Genomic DNA, 15,757 nt, shown 5'->3' with positions numbered 1-15,757 from the left:
CTGATGTTTTAATTAGGGCAAAAGTACGAAATTGTCGACTACCTTTAATGATAATTGGAAAGAGCCAAAAAACAAAAGGCCCGGAAAACTCCGGGCCTTTTATACAATTAGCATTTTTGGTTTGTTAATTACTTATCACGATAGAATTGGAATTGTTCCATTTGGTAACACTGGCCAAACGACTATCCTCGTAATTAGCCTCGTGCAGTGTATTCTCACTCCAGAAGAACCATTTACCGGTTTTCTCTCCCTGGTTATAGGTACCCATAGCTATTTTTTTACCCTCCTGGTTATAAGCCTTCCATTCGCCGTGTAATTTACCATCAAGATAATACCCTGTCTGGGCAACCTTACCATTATCGTGGTAGTAGGTAGCCTTTACCATGTTTCCTTCTATCTCATATTTTGGCTTGATCTCCTCCTGAGCTAACAGAGTCATTGAGAAAAGCATCGCAAACGTTAACATTATATTTCTCATGGTATTCGGCTTTAGTTTCATTAACACTATGATTACAAATGTATTAAATATTTCATACTAATGAAACGTTTACGTAACATTAAATTAACATTAGAGTGCTTTTGCATTGATTTACAACTCAATACGTGAAAATACCCCTGTTAACGTAAAGCTCATCACTCATGGTAAATACCTGATAATATGCCCAATAGGTCAGGCCGCTATAAAAAGAAAAGCCCCTCGATCGAGGGGCTTTTAATACAATACTATTTAAAGGAACTATTCGTTCTCAGTAAGCGGTACAGGAAGTACATTAAAGATCTGATCTCCTGCTCTGTCTATAGGCAGATCATCTCCTCTGCCATACCTGCGAAGATCAAACATCCTGTGGTTTTCACACCATAAGGAATACCTTCTTTGATTCAGAAGCTCGTCAATCAGTCCGGGCTCCGCTGATGCCGAAGTATTAGGTAATCCCCACTCATTTCTTATCACATTTAAGGCAGTTGCGGCTTCCCCGGTATTTCCGGTAAGAATATTAGCCTCTGCGTATAAAAGGATCAACTCTTCATTTCGCAAAATGTCAACTGGAGATTCGTTGGTCTCATAAAGTGCAGTCTGATACGCTCCGTTCAACCCATCCTGAGAGGTAGGGTTGGCACGAATAACCGTTTTCAGGTCTACCCGCTCATCACCGGCTTCTGCCTCGTTGATCCAGCTATCGTGCACAATGATCTGGTCTCCATTGTTATTCACGATCTTGAACAGAGGGTTGGTGAGGTCACCCCCAGCCTGAGAAAAGACATGTTTTGGACCCATGTTAAAATCTCCGTTAAGATCAAAATACGAATTAGATAATGCGGTCAGGGCTGCTTGTCCGTCACCGTCATAGACAGCGGCAAGAGCGGCTACTGCTCTGTTAAATTCTGCAAATCCGGCCGGTGTATCGTAGCCATCAAAACCTGCAAGCTCGAAGGTAAAAGCATCGCCTGCAGCGTTAATATCGCTTAAAGCCTCATCCAGCATTAACCGAACGTTATCCATAGCTTCCCCGAATTCCAGGATAGGCCCCAGGTTTTCCGGATCTGCCACATCAATTCTTGCACGGTTATAGGATTTCAGGATCTGTATCAGTTCATACGCCTTAATGGTCTTTGCAAAACCGATATAACCTGAAGCCTCTTCGGCACTAATTGACTCCGTATTTAAAGCCGCTTCAATAAGAATGTTAGCATTCTTTATAGAGCGATACCTCGCTGCCCATGGGGCGGTAGAGTAGAAAGAGTTATTATCGAGACTCGTCCCGTTCTTTCCTAAAAGGTCTTCCGTATTACGAGGGTCAGCATCAAAAAGATATAACTCTCTGGCCATGGTACCGGATCCAGTTGTCTGTATACCCATGCTGTTTCTCATTCGTGCCTCTACGCCCACCACCATTTCGTTTAACTGTCGTGATGTTGCGTTGGTCAATACACCCTGCAAACTGGGTCCATTGGGATCAATTTGTTCATCGAAGGTACAGGAGGTAGCAACAAGAGCTGCACCTGCCAATACGATCCTTTGAAGTTTTATTCTAATATGTTTTGTGATTTTCATTCCTTGTTCGGTTTAGAAATTAACTCTTAGATGGAAATAATATTGCTTAGAGCTCGGGAATGGAGTTACCTCGATTCCTGTTGACAATCCGGCACTACCGTTAACTGAGGTTTCCGGATCATAACTACTGTAGTCTGTTATGGTAAACAGGTTACGGGCACTGGCACCAATTCGGATACCTGAAATGGTTTCTCCTAACATACCTCCCAACTGCTCAGAATTAAAAGTATAGTAAAGTGCTAATTCCCGCATTCTTAAATAATCAGCAGGCTCCACAAATCTCACTGCTGTTGTACCTAAGGCAACACGATCCTGCCCGGACTGATCATCAAGGTCGGGTGTGAGCTGCCCAAGGTCAGTAAGGAACTTCGACAGGTTCAGGTTATCTCCCCCGGCTTTCCAATGCAGCAGGAAAGAAAGATCCCAGTGGTTGAAAAAGTTAAACTGGTTATTAAAGGTCATCTGGAAATCTGGCTCCGTATTCCCCACCTGGGTGGGTGTTCCGTCAATGTTTCCTACCAATTGTGTAACCGGCTGTCCTTCCTGAATATAAAAAGTACCAAGTCCTAATCCAAATCCGGCTCCCGGCTGTGGGAATGGCGGCACATCAAGTCGGGTTACCTCAGAAACATTCTTCCAGAATTGCACCCCTGTATTCCAAAACAGGTTGTCACTGTTCAATACTGTTGCTTTTAATGCAAGTTCAACCCCGGTATTTCTAAGGTCAGCCAGGTTGGTGGTTTCTGAACCAAATCCACTGGAAGTTTCCAGTACTCGCTGAAGTAACAGGTCTCGAACCGTACGGTTATAATAGGTAAACTCCATGGTTACAGCATTGCCGAAGGTGGCATCCAGCCCAACCTCGAACTCTGCAGAGGTTTCCGGATCGATCGCACTGTCTCCCTTAGCAGGATCGATAGTAGTACCACCATTTCCACCTATAATAACAGGATTTAAACTGGTAAATACATTTCCGAAAGTTGCTGAAGAACCGGTTTCCCCGTAGGCAGCTCTGAATTTCAATTGGTTTACGGCATCAACATCCCAGAAACCAAAATTATGAAGGTTTACTGCTGCAGAGGCCTTTGGGAATCCGTAAAATTTATTAGGATCTCCGTTAAGGGTCGACTTATCTAAACGATATCCTATCGTACCGATAAATATATCGCGGTAATTAGCTTCTGTTTGCCAGAAATAACCAAATTCCTTTACGTTCTGAATTTTTTGATCAATATCAAAGGCACTACCCTGAGACAGGTTAGTCTGAGCAGAGTTTAGCTGGGTGGTTTGATTAAAGATCAGGTCTGATTGCTGCTCGAGATAAGCAACACCTCCCTGGGTGGTTAAACTTAAATTACCATCCATTAAAAAGGTATCCCAAACAGCAATACCCTGGAAGTTATAGAAGTCAAAGTTATTTCTACCCGCCCCGATAAATCCGTTCTGGGCTCCTGCTTGTGCCTGGTGATCTTCGGGTACATACACAAAGGTTTCATTAGCAAGGAAGTCAGCACCTCCGTTCAGGATCAATCGCACCTTATTGGTATCTCCGTTGAGGATATTGGTAGTGAATTTAAGTCCCTGGATAAAACGATTGTTCGTTTCTTCGTTCTTGGCGCGGTCTCTTACAAACAATGGGTTCCCCGCAAAGTTAGGGTTATTAGGATACACCCCCAGTTCATTGGGGTACAGATTAACCCAAGGCCTTGTAAAAGCCAGGTTGTACCCATAACTTAAACCTCCTTCGTTCTCATTACCGGTAAAACTCCTGCTGGAACTACTTTTTACGAAGTTGGTTGAGGCCGAAATACTAAAGGTTTTAGAAATCTTATGATCGAGGTTAGCTCTTAGAGAGAAACGCTCGAAACCGGTATTCTTAATAATACCTTCCTCATCTCTAAGGCCTGCAGAAAGGAAGAATCTTGTTTTCTCACTTCCTCCACTAGCACTGATACGGGTATCGGTAATTAAACCCTGCTCTCCATATATTTCGTCTTCATAATCGTAAAGACCACCGTTTTCAGCGATCGCCTGGTCATAGATCAAAGCCTCATCTTCTCCAAAAACATCTACTACCCGCTCTCTGGTCCAGTCGCGCATTCCCAGCTTTTTAATGATGGTGTTAAATCCAACATCCTGGCTGTAGCGAATATCAGTTTTCCCTTCGCGACCACGCTTGGTGGTTATGATCACAACCCCCGCATTTGCACGGGTACCATAAATAGCTGCCGCAGAAGCTCCTTTTAACACCTCGATATTTTCGATATCGTTCGGGTCAAGGTCGGCAATACGGTTAGAAGAGTTCTCCTCGTTACCCTGGTTTGCACCCGAGGCAAAACGGAGTCCTGAAGGAATCTCTGCGTTGTTTACATAAACCCCATCTATAATATAAAGTGGCTGGTTATTACCATTGATCGAAGAAATACCCCTCAAACGCATGGCGATACCCCCACCGGGAGCACCGGAAGCCGATACAATGTTAACCCCTGTTAACTTCCCGTAAAGGGCTCCGTCAAGGGTTGGCTGTGCAGTGGTTCCTACCAGTTCTTCAGAAGATACCGTCGAAACTGCGTTGGCCAGGTTGGCCCGCTTTACAGACGATCCTAAACCGGTTACTACCACCTCTTCAAGTCCGGTAGCCTCAATGTTCAAGGCAACGTCCATAGAAATGGGCCCTGCTACTCTTCTCTCTATGGTCTCAAAACCAATATAAGAAAAGATCAGGGTGGCGGGAAATTCGCTGACGGTAATCGAATAATTTCCGTCAAAATCGGAAGAAACTCCCTGGGTAGTCCCCTTAATAATTACACTTACTCCCGGCAACGGGGTTCCGTTTTCAGCATCGGTAACCGTTCCGGTCACTTGCCCCTGAGAAAACCCGAATAATGGAAGCATTAAGAGACCCATGAAAATGATACTCTTCAATGTTTTTTGTTTCATAATTCGTTTGTTTGATTAGACTATTTGTGCGTAAAATAACATATTTTAATTCATATATCGATAAAATCTGTTGATTTGCCGTGTTTAATAGTGTTAATTCTTACTAAAAGATGTCTTTTCTTACAGAAATTATCCTTGTACTTTAACGAAAGTACCTTCAGCAGCTATTCGCCTCCGGGGTGCGTTTTATTTCTGTAACTTCTTACCTTTGCAGCCTAAATGCATTAACATCTATGTACAGAAATCATACCTGCGGTGAATTGAGAGCTGCAGACATCAACAAAGAGGTTACCCTGGCCGGATGGGTACAGAAAGTAAGAGATAAAGGCTTTATGGTATGGGTCGACCTCAGAGATCGCTATGGGATCACCCAATTGATCTTTGATGAAGAACGCACTCCAAAAGAGGTTTTTGAAAAAGCGGGAAGTCTGGGCCGGGAATATGTGATCCGGGTTACAGGAGAGGTCATAGAAAGAGAATCTAAGAACAAGAACATCCCAACCGGGGAGATCGAGATCCTTGTAAAGGAATTGACGATATTAAATGAAGCTGCCACACCGCCTTTTACCATAGAAGACGACACCGATGGGGGTGAAGACCTGAGAATGAAATACCGCTATCTGGATATTCGCCGAAACCCGGTGAAGAACAAACTGATCTTCAGAAGCCAGGTAGCCATGCAGGTTCGAAATTACCTTGCAAACGAAGGGTTTATCGAGGTGGAAACTCCTTACCTTATCAAGTCTACTCCTGAGGGCGCCAGAGATTTCGTGGTGCCATCAAGAATGAATGAAGGGCAGTTCTACGCCCTCCCCCAATCACCTCAAACCTTTAAGCAGCTGCTTATGGTTGGCGGGATGGATAAGTATTTCCAGATCGTGAAATGTTTCCGCGATGAAGACCTGCGAGCCGACCGTCAGCCGGAGTTTACACAAATAGACTGCGAAATGGCCTTTGTTGATCAGGAAGACATTTTAAACACCTTTGAAGGCCTGACCCGACATCTGATCAAGACCCTAAAAGGAATCGACACCGGCGAGTTTCCACGAATGACCTATGACGAGGCCATGAGACGTTATGGTAATGATAAACCAGACATCAGGTTCGGCATGGAGTTCGGAGAGTTAAATGCAGTTGCCCAGCACAAAGAATTTAAAGTGTTCAACGAAGCCGAATTGGTTATCGGTATCGCTGTTCCCGGTGCTGCCTCCTATACCAGAAAAGAAATCGATAAGCTCATTGACTGGGTAAAACGTCCTCAGGTAGGAGCCTTGGGAATGGTATACGTAAAATGTAACGAAGACGGTACCTTTAAATCTTCGGTTGATAAATTCTACGATGAGGAAGATCTGGCTAAATGGGCAGAAGCTACCGGTGCCAAGCCCGGTGACCTGATCTGTATACTATCAGGAGACGCCGGCAAGGTACGCCCTCAACTCAGTGCATTACGTATGGAGATGGCAGAGCGTTTAGGATTAAGAGATCCAAAGGTATTCGCTCCTTTATGGGTGGTTGATTTTCCACTTCTGGAGTGGGATGAGGAAACAGAGCGATATCATGCTATGCACCACCCTTTTACCTCTCCGAAAACTGAAGACATCGCAAAACTGGAAACAGATCCGGGAGCGGTTCGCGCCAATGCCTATGACCTGGTATTGAACGGTAACGAGATCGGTGGTGGTTCGATACGTATATTCGATAAGGCCCTGCAAAGCCTGATGTTTAAACACCTCGGATTTTCTGAAGAAGAAGCCCGGGAGCAGTTCGGATTCCTCATGGACGCCTTTCAGTACGGTGCCCCTCCTCACGGAGGAATTGCCTTCGGGTTTGACCGACTGACCGCCATTTTAGGCGGACAGGAATCCATCAGAGATTACATTGCTTTTCCCAAGAACAATGCAGGAAGAGATGTAATGATCGATGCTCCGGCATCATTAGACGATCAGCAGCTGGAAGAACTACATATTTCTTTACGATAATCCAATGAAAATCAAAAGGCTGCCGGAATATTTGGCCGGCAGCCTTTTTATTTTGCTTAGATTTGGATATAGAAAATCAGAAATGGCGCGTACCAAGTCAAAAAAGAATCTGATCACCCGCTTCCTCATCTGGAAGTACAAGCATATATCCGATAAAAACTTCATCTACATTCTCAGTGTAATAGCAGGGCTCTTATCCGGTCTGGTGGCTGTTGCCTTAAAAAATCTCACCCATTTCATTGACCTGATGCTGCAAAGGGTGTTGGTGCGGGATCTGAACCTGGAGTTTTATTTCATCTTTCCCATCATCGGCTTCTCCATCACCCTGCTGATCATAAAGTACGGGATTCGCAATAAGGTGAGTCACGGTATTCCCTCTACCCTTTTTGCTATTTCCAAACGTAAAGGTCTTATGAGAAGGTACCAGATGTTCGGAAGCTTACTCACTGCTCCTATCACAGTGGGATTTGGTGGATCGGTCGGATTAGAGGGTCCAACAGTTGCCACCGGTGCGGCTATCAGTTCCAATATTTCCAGACTTTTGCACACCAACCAGGCATCGCGCATGCTTCTTATCGGATGTGCCGCTGCAGGGGCCATGTCATCGATCTTTAAAGCTCCGATCGCTGCTATTATTTTTGCGGTGGAGGTTTTTAGTCTCGATCTTACCCTGGCATCTCTTTTGCCATTGTTGCTGGCTTCTCTCTCGGGAGTGATCACTTCTTATTTTTTCTTTGGAAACGATATTATATTGCCCTTCAAGGTTACTGACACTTATGACATTTACGACCTCCCTTACTATATTATACTGGGGGTAGTAGCAGCCATGGTATCTGTATATTTTTCAAATATTTACGAGCGATCGGCTAATTATTTTGAGAAGATCGAACATCCGTTGCGCCGTTTACTGCTGGGAGGACTGGCTCTCGGATTACTATTATTTCTTATTCCGCCCTTATACGGGGAAGGTTTCGAGGTGATCAATAACCTCATCCAGGGCCAACCTGAAAAAACCTTAAGCAACAGCATTCTCACCCTCGACCTCAGCAATGCATGGATCGTTATTGCCCTGCTTGCCGGACTGGTGATCTTCAAGATCTTTGCAGTGACCTTCACTTTTGGGGCAGGAGGTGTTGGAGGTATTTTTGCGCCTACACTTTTCATGGGGAGCATCATGGGATATTGCCTGGCATTATTTATCAATACGCTCAATATCTTACCAAGAATGATCTCCACCAGTAATTTTACTCTGGTAGGTATGGCAGGCTTACTTGCCGGCGTACTTCACGCCCCCCTCACGGCGATATTCCTTATTGCAGAATTAACCGGAGGGTACGGTCTTTTCGTACCCTTAATGATCACTGCCGCCATCTCCTACAGTATTACCCGCTATTTCGTACCGCATTCGGTGTACGCCATGGAGCTGGGTCGTAAAGGAGAACTCATAACACACAATAAGGATCATGCTGTACTTACCTTAATGGATATTGAATCTGTGGTAGAAACCAATTTCATTCCTGTATACCCAGACATGAGCCTGGGTGAGATCGTCAGGGAGGCCATCGTGAAATCAAAAAGAAATATTTTCCCTGTATTGAACCGTGAGACGAATTACCTGGAAGGAATTATATTAATGGATGACCTGCGCCCCATCATGTTCGAACACAAGATGTATGATGAGATCTTTGCACAGGACCTGATGAACAACCCTCCTACCGTGATCAAGATCAAACAGGATAAAATGACCAAGGTGATGAAAAAATTCCAGGACAGTGGAGCCTGGAACCTTCCTGTGATCAAAGACGGTAAGTACTACGGCTTTGTCTCCAAGTCGAAACTATTGACCGCTTACCGAAGAAAATTAATTCATTTAACCAGATAATCATGAAACGTTTGCTTCAGGCTCTTTTCTTTTTAATACTCGCAGCTATTGGGGTGGGGTATTATTTTAAATGGCAGAACGATCATCTTACCGGCGACCGTATTGTGGGCATTGCCGTGCTAACGGCAGCCTTTGTATTAATGCCTTTATTCATCTTCCATCGCTCTAAAGGTAAAAAGCTGAAAGATTATACGTTAACCCCGGAAAACCTTGAGAAGATGAAGGATGAAAAGCACAAAAAAACCAACAATCAATAATTTTTCATATAAATAGCTATTTATTAACAGTTTCCAACAAATATAAACCTACCTTTACGGCATTAATTTTTTATTTTTTATTACAATGACTGGTACAGTTAAATTTTTCAATGAATCTAAAGGATACGGATTCATCACCAATGATCAATCAGGTAAAGACATCTTTGTTCACGTTTCAAATCTGAACGGAGTTGAACTTCGTGATGGTGACAAAGTAGAATATTCAGAAACAGAAGGCAGAAAGGGAATGACCGCTACAGATGTAGAGGTTATTGGCTAAGGATATTTATTTTATTTTGTTTGAAAATGCACCCAAAAGGGTGCATTTTTTCATTAATTGAGATTGCGTTTTTGAATGAAGAAACGTTTCATAAGATCTGCAGCTTCTTCCTGAAGTACCCCACCTTGCATTTTTGTTTTTGGGTGCAGTTTAGTTCCCATCACCCCACAGCCCCTGTGTTCATCTTTAGCCCCATAAACAATTCTGTCTATCTGACTCCAGTAAAGTGCTCCGGCACACATCTGGCATGGCTCCAGGGTAACATAGAGCGTACACCCTTTTAGGTATTTACCTCCTAAAAAATTGGCCGCCGCAGTAATGGCCTGCATCTCCGCGTGGGCTGTAACATCGTTCAGCGTTTCGGTGAGATTATGGGCCCGTGCTATAATACGATTATCTATCACGACAACGGCTCCGACAGGGATCTCGTTTCGTTCAAAGGCCTCTTCTGCTTCCTGCAGGGCCTTACGCATAAAATAGGTGTCGTCAAATACGTCTATCATAACAGCAAAAATACAATTTCACCGTTTTTCTTGAAGCAAATTGAATAATTAGGTAGGTAAAAACCCAATCTCCCCGTAAATTTGCTGTTATGAGCAACTCCCTGTTGAACACGATCAATGATCCTTCTGACCTTCGCAGCTTACCACCTGATCAACTTGAAGATCTGGCCGCAGAATTACGCCGGTTTATCATTGACATCGTTGCCACCAAAGAGGGGCACCTCGGAGCAAGCCTGGGCGTTGTTGAGCTCACCATAGCCCTGCATTACATTTTTAACACCCCCGATGACAAACTGGTGTGGGATGTAGGTCACCAGGCCTACGGACATAAGATCCTTACCGGAAGAAGAGATATTTTTGACACCAACAGACAGCTTGATGGCATTAGCGGATTTCCCAAACGGTCAGAAAGTATTTACGATACCTTTGGCACCGGGCATAGTTCCACCTCTATTTCGGCAGCCCTTGGTATGGCCATGGCATCTAAAATGCAGGGAATAAGTGATCGCAGGCATATTGCAGTGATAGGAGATGCTTCGATTGCTGCCGGAATGGCTTTTGAAGCTTTGAATCATACAGGAGTCAGTGATGCCAACCTCCTGATCATCTTAAATGACAACGCTATTGGCATTGACCCCAGTGTTGGGGCATTAAAAAATTACCTCACCAGAATCAAGGAATACCCCAACCACAGAGCCCCGAATATCATCAAGGCTCTCAATATAGATTACACAGGCCCTATTGACGGTCATGATCTGCCGCTCTTGCTCAAGGAATTAGAGCGTATAAAAAAATTAGAAGGGCCTCATTTTCTTCATCTGATCACCACTAAAGGCAAAGGGCTAAAAAAAGCTGAAGAAGACCAGGTGCGCTATCACGCTCCGGGCAGGTTTGATGCCAGAACAGGAAAATTGATCCCGGAAAACACAGAAGGGCTTCCGCCACGATTCCAGGATGTTTTCGGAAAAACGGTTACCGAACTGGCCGGTTATAATGATAAGATCACTGCCATTACCCCTGCCATGCCAACGGGCAGTTCTTTGAATATCATGATGAAAACCTATCCGGACCGCGCTTTCGACGTGGGTATTGCCGAGCAGCATGCGGTAACCCTTGCCGCGGGTATGGCCGAAAGCGGCATGATCCCGTTTTGTAATATTTATTCCACTTTTTTACAAAGGGCTTATGACCAGGTCATTCATGATGTGGCCCTTCAGGATCTGCCGGTGATCTTTTGTTTAGACCGGGCAGGCCTGGTTGGACATGATGGGGCTACCCATCATGGAATTTTTGATCTTGCATTTCTGAGATGTATCCCAAATCTCATTATTTTTGCACCAAGGAACGTTGTGGAACTGAGAAACATACTCTACACAGCTTCCAAAGGATTGGCCCACCCGATCGCGATTCGCTACCCCCGGGGACGAGGACGGATCACTGAGTGGGAGAAACCCTTTAACACCATTGCTATCGGCAAGGGTGATATCTTAAGAAAAGGCAATAAGATCGCACTGGTTACCATAGGTAATATGGCCTATAATGTACAGGACGCTCTAAGCCAATTAACCAAGGAAGAGCTGCAGGCTGTTTCTCATTATGATCTGCGCTTTCTGAAACCATTAGATACCAAGATGCTTCATGAAGTATTTTTGGAACACCGGGCCGTCATTACCGTGGAAGACGGCGTAGTGCATGGCGGAATGGGAAGTGCCTTACTGGAATTCGCGGCAGAACACGGGTATAAAACCCCGGTTTTTCTTAAGGGAATTCCTGACACTTTTATTGAACACGGCAATGTAAAAGAATTATTTAGGATCGCTGAGATCGATGAAATGAGTTTGGCACAAGAGTTGAAGCAGCTTTTGGCCAAGATGTAGAACCCGAACTAACCTAAACTGACCCATGCGCTACCGGATCTTACTCCTGTTCGTCATATTATGCAATTATTATCAAATTTCCGCACAAAATGACTCCTATGTCCTTGAAGGAAAACCTTTTCAAGACACTTTGTTGATCATAAAAAATGATACTCTTCAAATTGAACAACTCCTGTCGAGTTACCAGCCCACGCCTCCAAAATGGTCGAAAGTAAACAGACTGGGGTTTGATCTAAGCGAGATCGCATTCCTGAACTGGAATGCCGGGGGTAACAATGCCATCACCACCCTTTTAAGAGCTGAGTTTAACCGAAAATATAAGGATAGGAACATACAATGGACCAATGAGATGTTGTTTCGTTTCGGTTTAAACCTCCAGGAAGGACAGAAACTCCGCAAATCAGATGATGTCATTCAAATGAACTCGACCTTCGGTGCTCGTCACGATGCTTTGTCTGATTGGTATATGTCGGCTAAATTTAACTTTCAGACCCAATTTGCCAGCGGATATAAATACCCTGACCGCGAACAACCCATTTCTAAATTTATGGCGCCGGGTTATTTACTATTGGGGGTCGGAGCAGAATACTCCCCCGACAATAAAGACATGTCGCTTTATATCTCACCTCTGACGCAAAAAACCACCTTTGTTCTTGACCAAAGTCTGGCCGATTCAGGTGCCTTCGGGGTGCGTCCGGCAGCATTTGACACCCTGGGGGTAAAGATCCGGGACGGACAAAAAGTATTGACAGAGATCGGTATTCTCATCACTCACCAGATTCAGAGAAAAATTTACGAAAACATGTTCCTCGCCAGCCGAATAGCACTGTATACCGATTACCTGAACAGCTTCGGAAACATTGATATTAACTGGATCCTTGACCTGGAACTTCGGGTGAATGAATACGTAAAAGCCACCCTTGGAACACACATCATCTACGATAACGACGTTAAGTTTAGTGAGACCGATGCTGTAACCGGAGAAAACGTTCCCGTCGGGCCGCGATTACAGCTCAAACAATTGCTGGGGATAGGACTGATCTACAACTTTTAAGTGAGTGACTGGCCGTTGATCTTATTAAAGATCAATAAGGCGTTACCGTCTGTGAGTCCGGCTACAAATTGAGAGACTGCGAGCAGCTTGCCATAGGCACTCTCTGACTCCTGGAATTTACCGGGAAGCATCCCTAAAATAAGTTTGTCATAATTGGTAGACCTGCCGTTAAAATCTCTCATGACCGCTCCGCAAAAAATGTCGAGAAGGGTGTTTAGAATGCGGTACCCGGCAATTTCTTTCTGTACCACTTCCTGGCTTTGGTAAATATGAGATACACTGATCTTTATAATATCATCTATTTGCGCTTTAAACCTGGACCGTTCCAGCAGGGAAACATGAAATTCTCCATTCAGGATCTTTTCTTCATTCTCTAAAAACACACGTACTGCATCGTTGATCAGGGTACTGATAGAAAGGGCACGCAGATAGGCCAGCCGATCTTCCTTACTGGTAAGAGCATTGTATTTACCCGTATTAATAGAATCTCTCACCAGATTGATAAGGTACTCCAGGGCATATTCTTCGGCAATAAGTCCTAAGTTGATCCCATCTTCAAAGTCTATAATTGTATAACAAATATCATCAGCGGCTTCCACCAGAAACGTCAGGGGGTGCCTGCAATAAGAAATGTCACCACCCTTCCCTGTAGCAATAAGCCCCAGTTCAGCAGCAACATTCTGAAAGATTATTTTCTCATGTTGGAAAAACCCGTATTTCTTATCGGCTATTTTATTACTGGGCCGTTTAGGCAAAGATTCCTTAGGATATTTCATAAAGGCCCCCAAGGTTGCATAGCTGAGACGCAAACCGCCCTCGATACCTTTCCGATTTTCGGTCAGAATGCTAAAACCGTTGGCATTACCTTCAAAATCCACCAGATCCTGGTACTCCTTTTCGGTAAGCAATTCTTTAAATTGAAGTCCATTGCCTATCGAGAAAAATTCACCTATGGCTTTTTCTCCGCTATGACCAAAAGGAGGGTTCCCAATATCGTGGGCAAGTGCAGCTGCCGCTACAATGGCACCAAAGTCATTAAACCGGTACCCGTGAATTTCAGCCAGGTAGGGGTGTTTTTCCAGAACTGCTTTTCCTACGGCCCTTCCCAAACTTCTTCCCACTACAGAAACTTCAAGACTGTGGGTGAGCCGGGTGTGCACAAAATCGGTTTTCGACAGTGGTATCACCTGTGTCTTGTCCTGCAGACTCCTAAAAGCCGAAGAGAATATGATGCGATCATAATCTACTTCAAATCCAAGGCGGGTCTCATCCTGTTCCTTTCGTAATCTTTTAAAGGTATCTCCGGAGCGTTTTAGCGATAATAGGTCTTCCCAGTTCATAAGCTGATTTTGTCAATCGCAATATACTATGGTATGTTTTAAAAATGACGCTTTAGTGTCTTTGAATTTTTTCCTGAAAAAATTGAATTAATATTAAGATAACATTTCCGAAACTTTTATTTCAGCAACATACTTCATTTTTGTCCTGTCTTAAGACAAAACCATATTTCATTATTCTAATATAGTTTTTGTCAACTTTAATGAAGTATTAAGGGTTACCACCAACCGGTAACCCTTTTCTTTTTCAGGTAGTTCACCGATAAAAAACATCCTTTAATAACAGTCAGTTTACATTCAGTTAACATAAGAGCATGTTCTTTGCACCCGACAAAAACTAATACTAGTAAACTATAATGAAGTATTTAGCAACGGCAATTATGCTGTTACTAATGAGTACTGCCGCTGTAAAAGCGCAGGAAGTAACAGCCCCAAAATTCGGAAAAGGACTTTTAAACATTGTTGGACAGGACAGCACCTGGAGCATGAATTTCTCTGCTCGTGTTCAGCTTCTTTCAGGATCTACCTGGTTTATAGAAGACGATAATTTTGAATACGACCGTACCAACACCCTGATCAGACGATCAAGACTAAAATTTAAAGGTCATCTTTTTAACCCTAAAGTAACCTATAAGATGGAGTTCGGCCTATCTAACAGAGATATGGGTGGTGCTTCAGCTTTTACCAATAACGCCCCGCGTTTTATCATGGACGCTGTGTTAAAATGGAATTTTTACGAGAATTTTGAGTTATGGGCAGGACAAACCAAACTACCCGGTAACATTGAGCGTGTAATTTCTTCAGGAGACCTGCAATTAGTAGATCGTTCTGTGGTAAATTCACGTTTTAATATTGACCGTGACATGGGCGTGCAGTTAAGGCACCATATAACTCTTGGAAATTCTTTCCTGATCAGAGAAAAGATTGCTCTTTCTCAGGGAGAAGGAAGAAACGTAACCACCGGTAACCTAGGAGGTCACCAGTACACCGGACGACTTGAGGTGTTGCCTTTCGGTAAATTCGCCAACAAGGGTGATTACCGAGGAGCGGCTTTAGACAGACAGGAAACCCCTAAATTAATGGTTGCCGCTACCTACGACATGAACAAAGACGCTGTTCGTACTCGTAGTAATATGGGTAGTTATATGGAAACAGATTACGGATTTCACCAGACAGACATCAACACCTTCTTTGCAGATATGATGTTCAAATACAAAGGATTTTCCTTTATGGGAGAATACGCAAAGAGAACTGCTGACGATCCTGTTGCCACGAATCTTGACGGCACCGCTACCGGTGATGTAGTTTGGGTGGGTGACGGCCTCAACCTGATGTCTGGTTATTTATTCAAGAATAACTACGAGGTAACAGGAAGATACTCTAATGTTACTCTTGACGAATCAATAACCGGAATTGGTGAAGAGAATCAATATACCTTAGGTTTGTCAAAATATTTTGTAGGACATAAACTAAAACTGCAAACAGACGTAACTTTACTGGATTTCGACGCAAGTCCTGACCGTTTACAATGGAGACTGCAGTTAGATTTCCACTTTTAAAAAATTAAATCTTTGCTGTAAAGCACTTTTAAATTA

The 15,757-nt window shown here is 43.8% G+C and carries 12 protein-coding genes; 7 read left to right on the top strand and 5 right to left on the bottom strand.

The window, feature by feature from the left end:
- Positions 1-124: 124 nt before the first annotated feature.
- From E7Z59_RS03770 to E7Z59_RS03760, 3 genes are all read right to left on the bottom strand, one after another.
- The gene (locus tag E7Z59_RS03770) at positions 125-478 is read right to left on the bottom strand and encodes a toxin-antitoxin system YwqK family antitoxin (RefSeq protein ID WP_136334945.1); all 354 of its coding nucleotides are present in this window, start codon (positions 476-478) and stop codon (positions 125-127) included.
- A gap of 258 nt (positions 479-736) precedes the next feature.
- Entirely contained in the window at positions 737-2,053 is a 1,317-nt protein-coding gene (locus E7Z59_RS03765; RefSeq protein ID WP_136334944.1) for a RagB/SusD family nutrient uptake outer membrane protein, read from the bottom strand.
- 12 nt (positions 2,054-2,065) lie between these two features.
- Positions 2,066-4,993 (bottom strand): SusC/RagA family TonB-linked outer membrane protein, encoded by a 2,928-nt coding sequence (locus E7Z59_RS03760; protein WP_136334943.1) that lies wholly within the window; start codon positions 4,991-4,993, stop codon positions 2,066-2,068.
- A gap of 233 nt (positions 4,994-5,226) precedes the next feature.
- Here E7Z59_RS03760 and aspS point away from each other — a divergent pair, with 233 nt between their 5' ends.
- The 4 genes from aspS (at position 5,227) to E7Z59_RS03740 (ending at position 9,391) form a co-directional block, all read left to right on the top strand.
- A complete protein-coding gene (gene aspS, locus E7Z59_RS03755) occupies positions 5,227-6,972 on the top strand; it encodes an aspartate--tRNA ligase (RefSeq protein ID WP_136334942.1) in 1,746 nt (581 codons plus the stop codon).
- A gap of 82 nt (positions 6,973-7,054) precedes the next feature.
- Positions 7,055-8,854, top strand: a complete 1,800-nt coding sequence (locus tag E7Z59_RS03750; RefSeq protein WP_136335506.1) for a chloride channel protein — start codon at positions 7,055-7,057, stop codon at positions 8,852-8,854.
- A 2-nt stretch (positions 8,855-8,856) separates the two neighbouring features.
- Positions 8,857-9,111 (top strand): cation diffusion facilitator family transporter, encoded by a 255-nt coding sequence (locus tag E7Z59_RS03745; protein ID WP_136334941.1) that lies wholly within the window; start codon positions 8,857-8,859, stop codon positions 9,109-9,111.
- Positions 9,112-9,196: 85 nt separating this feature from the next.
- Positions 9,197-9,391, top strand: a complete 195-nt coding sequence (locus E7Z59_RS03740) for a cold-shock protein (RefSeq protein ID WP_136334940.1) — start codon at positions 9,197-9,199, stop codon at positions 9,389-9,391.
- A 53-nt stretch (positions 9,392-9,444) separates the two neighbouring features.
- Here the strand turns inward: E7Z59_RS03740 and E7Z59_RS03735 are convergent, their stop codons facing one another.
- Entirely contained in the window at positions 9,445-9,894 is a 450-nt protein-coding gene (locus E7Z59_RS03735) for a nucleoside deaminase (RefSeq protein ID WP_136334939.1), read from the bottom strand.
- An 89-nt stretch (positions 9,895-9,983) separates the two neighbouring features.
- On the opposite strand from E7Z59_RS03735, the gene E7Z59_RS03730 reads away from it, so the two are divergent.
- Both E7Z59_RS03730 and E7Z59_RS03725 read left to right on the top strand, forming a co-directional pair.
- Positions 9,984-11,771 (top strand): 1-deoxy-D-xylulose-5-phosphate synthase, encoded by a 1,788-nt coding sequence (locus tag E7Z59_RS03730; RefSeq protein WP_136334938.1) that lies wholly within the window; start codon positions 9,984-9,986, stop codon positions 11,769-11,771.
- A gap of 130 nt (positions 11,772-11,901) precedes the next feature.
- Positions 11,902-12,825: a DUF3078 domain-containing protein gene (locus tag E7Z59_RS03725; RefSeq protein WP_242015579.1), complete on the top strand. Its 924-nt coding sequence runs from the start codon at positions 11,902-11,904 to the stop codon at positions 12,823-12,825.
- Here E7Z59_RS03725 and dgt read toward each other — a convergent pair.
- Positions 12,822-14,165: a dGTP triphosphohydrolase gene (gene dgt, locus E7Z59_RS03720; protein WP_136334936.1), complete on the bottom strand. Its 1,344-nt coding sequence runs from the start codon at positions 14,163-14,165 to the stop codon at positions 12,822-12,824. The genes E7Z59_RS03725 and dgt overlap by 4 nt on opposite strands.
- Positions 14,166-14,518: 353 nt before the next feature.
- Here dgt and E7Z59_RS03715 point away from each other — a divergent pair, with 353 nt between their 5' ends.
- Positions 14,519-15,721, top strand: coding sequence for a porin (locus tag E7Z59_RS03715; RefSeq protein ID WP_168731234.1), 1,203 nt, complete (start codon positions 14,519-14,521; stop codon positions 15,719-15,721).
- The last annotated feature ends 36 nt before the right edge of the window (positions 15,722-15,757 follow it).

It is taken from the genome of Robertkochia marina (assembly GCF_004799345.1).
Lineage (GTDB): Bacteria > Bacteroidota > Bacteroidia > Flavobacteriales > Flavobacteriaceae > Robertkochia > Robertkochia marina.
The sequence above is the reverse complement of the archived record's forward strand: the minus strand, read 5'-3'. Positions and strand labels throughout refer to the sequence as shown.

Coding starts and splice junctions, on each gene's coding strand:
- E7Z59_RS03770 (WP_136334945.1), bottom strand. CDS start 478: ATGAGAAATATAATGTTAACGTTTGCGATGCTTTTCTCAATGACTCTG.
- E7Z59_RS03765 (WP_136334944.1), bottom strand. CDS start 2,053: ATGAAAATCACAAAACATATTAGAATAAAACTTCAAAGGATCGTATTG.
- E7Z59_RS03760 (WP_136334943.1), bottom strand. CDS start 4,993: ATGAAACAAAAAACATTGAAGAGTATCATTTTCATGGGTCTCTTAATG.
- aspS (WP_136334942.1), top strand. CDS start 5,227: ATGTACAGAAATCATACCTGCGGTGAATTGAGAGCTGCAGACATCAAC.
- E7Z59_RS03750 (WP_136335506.1), top strand. CDS start 7,055: ATGGCGCGTACCAAGTCAAAAAAGAATCTGATCACCCGCTTCCTCATC.
- E7Z59_RS03745 (WP_136334941.1), top strand. CDS start 8,857: ATGAAACGTTTGCTTCAGGCTCTTTTCTTTTTAATACTCGCAGCTATT.
- E7Z59_RS03740 (WP_136334940.1), top strand. CDS start 9,197: ATGACTGGTACAGTTAAATTTTTCAATGAATCTAAAGGATACGGATTC.
- E7Z59_RS03735 (WP_136334939.1), bottom strand. CDS start 9,894: ATGATAGACGTATTTGACGACACCTATTTTATGCGTAAGGCCCTGCAG.
- E7Z59_RS03730 (WP_136334938.1), top strand. CDS start 9,984: ATGAGCAACTCCCTGTTGAACACGATCAATGATCCTTCTGACCTTCGC.
- dgt (WP_136334936.1), bottom strand. CDS start 14,165: ATGAACTGGGAAGACCTATTATCGCTAAAACGCTCCGGAGATACCTTT.
- E7Z59_RS03715 (WP_168731234.1), top strand. CDS start 14,519: ATGAAGTATTTAGCAACGGCAATTATGCTGTTACTAATGAGTACTGCC.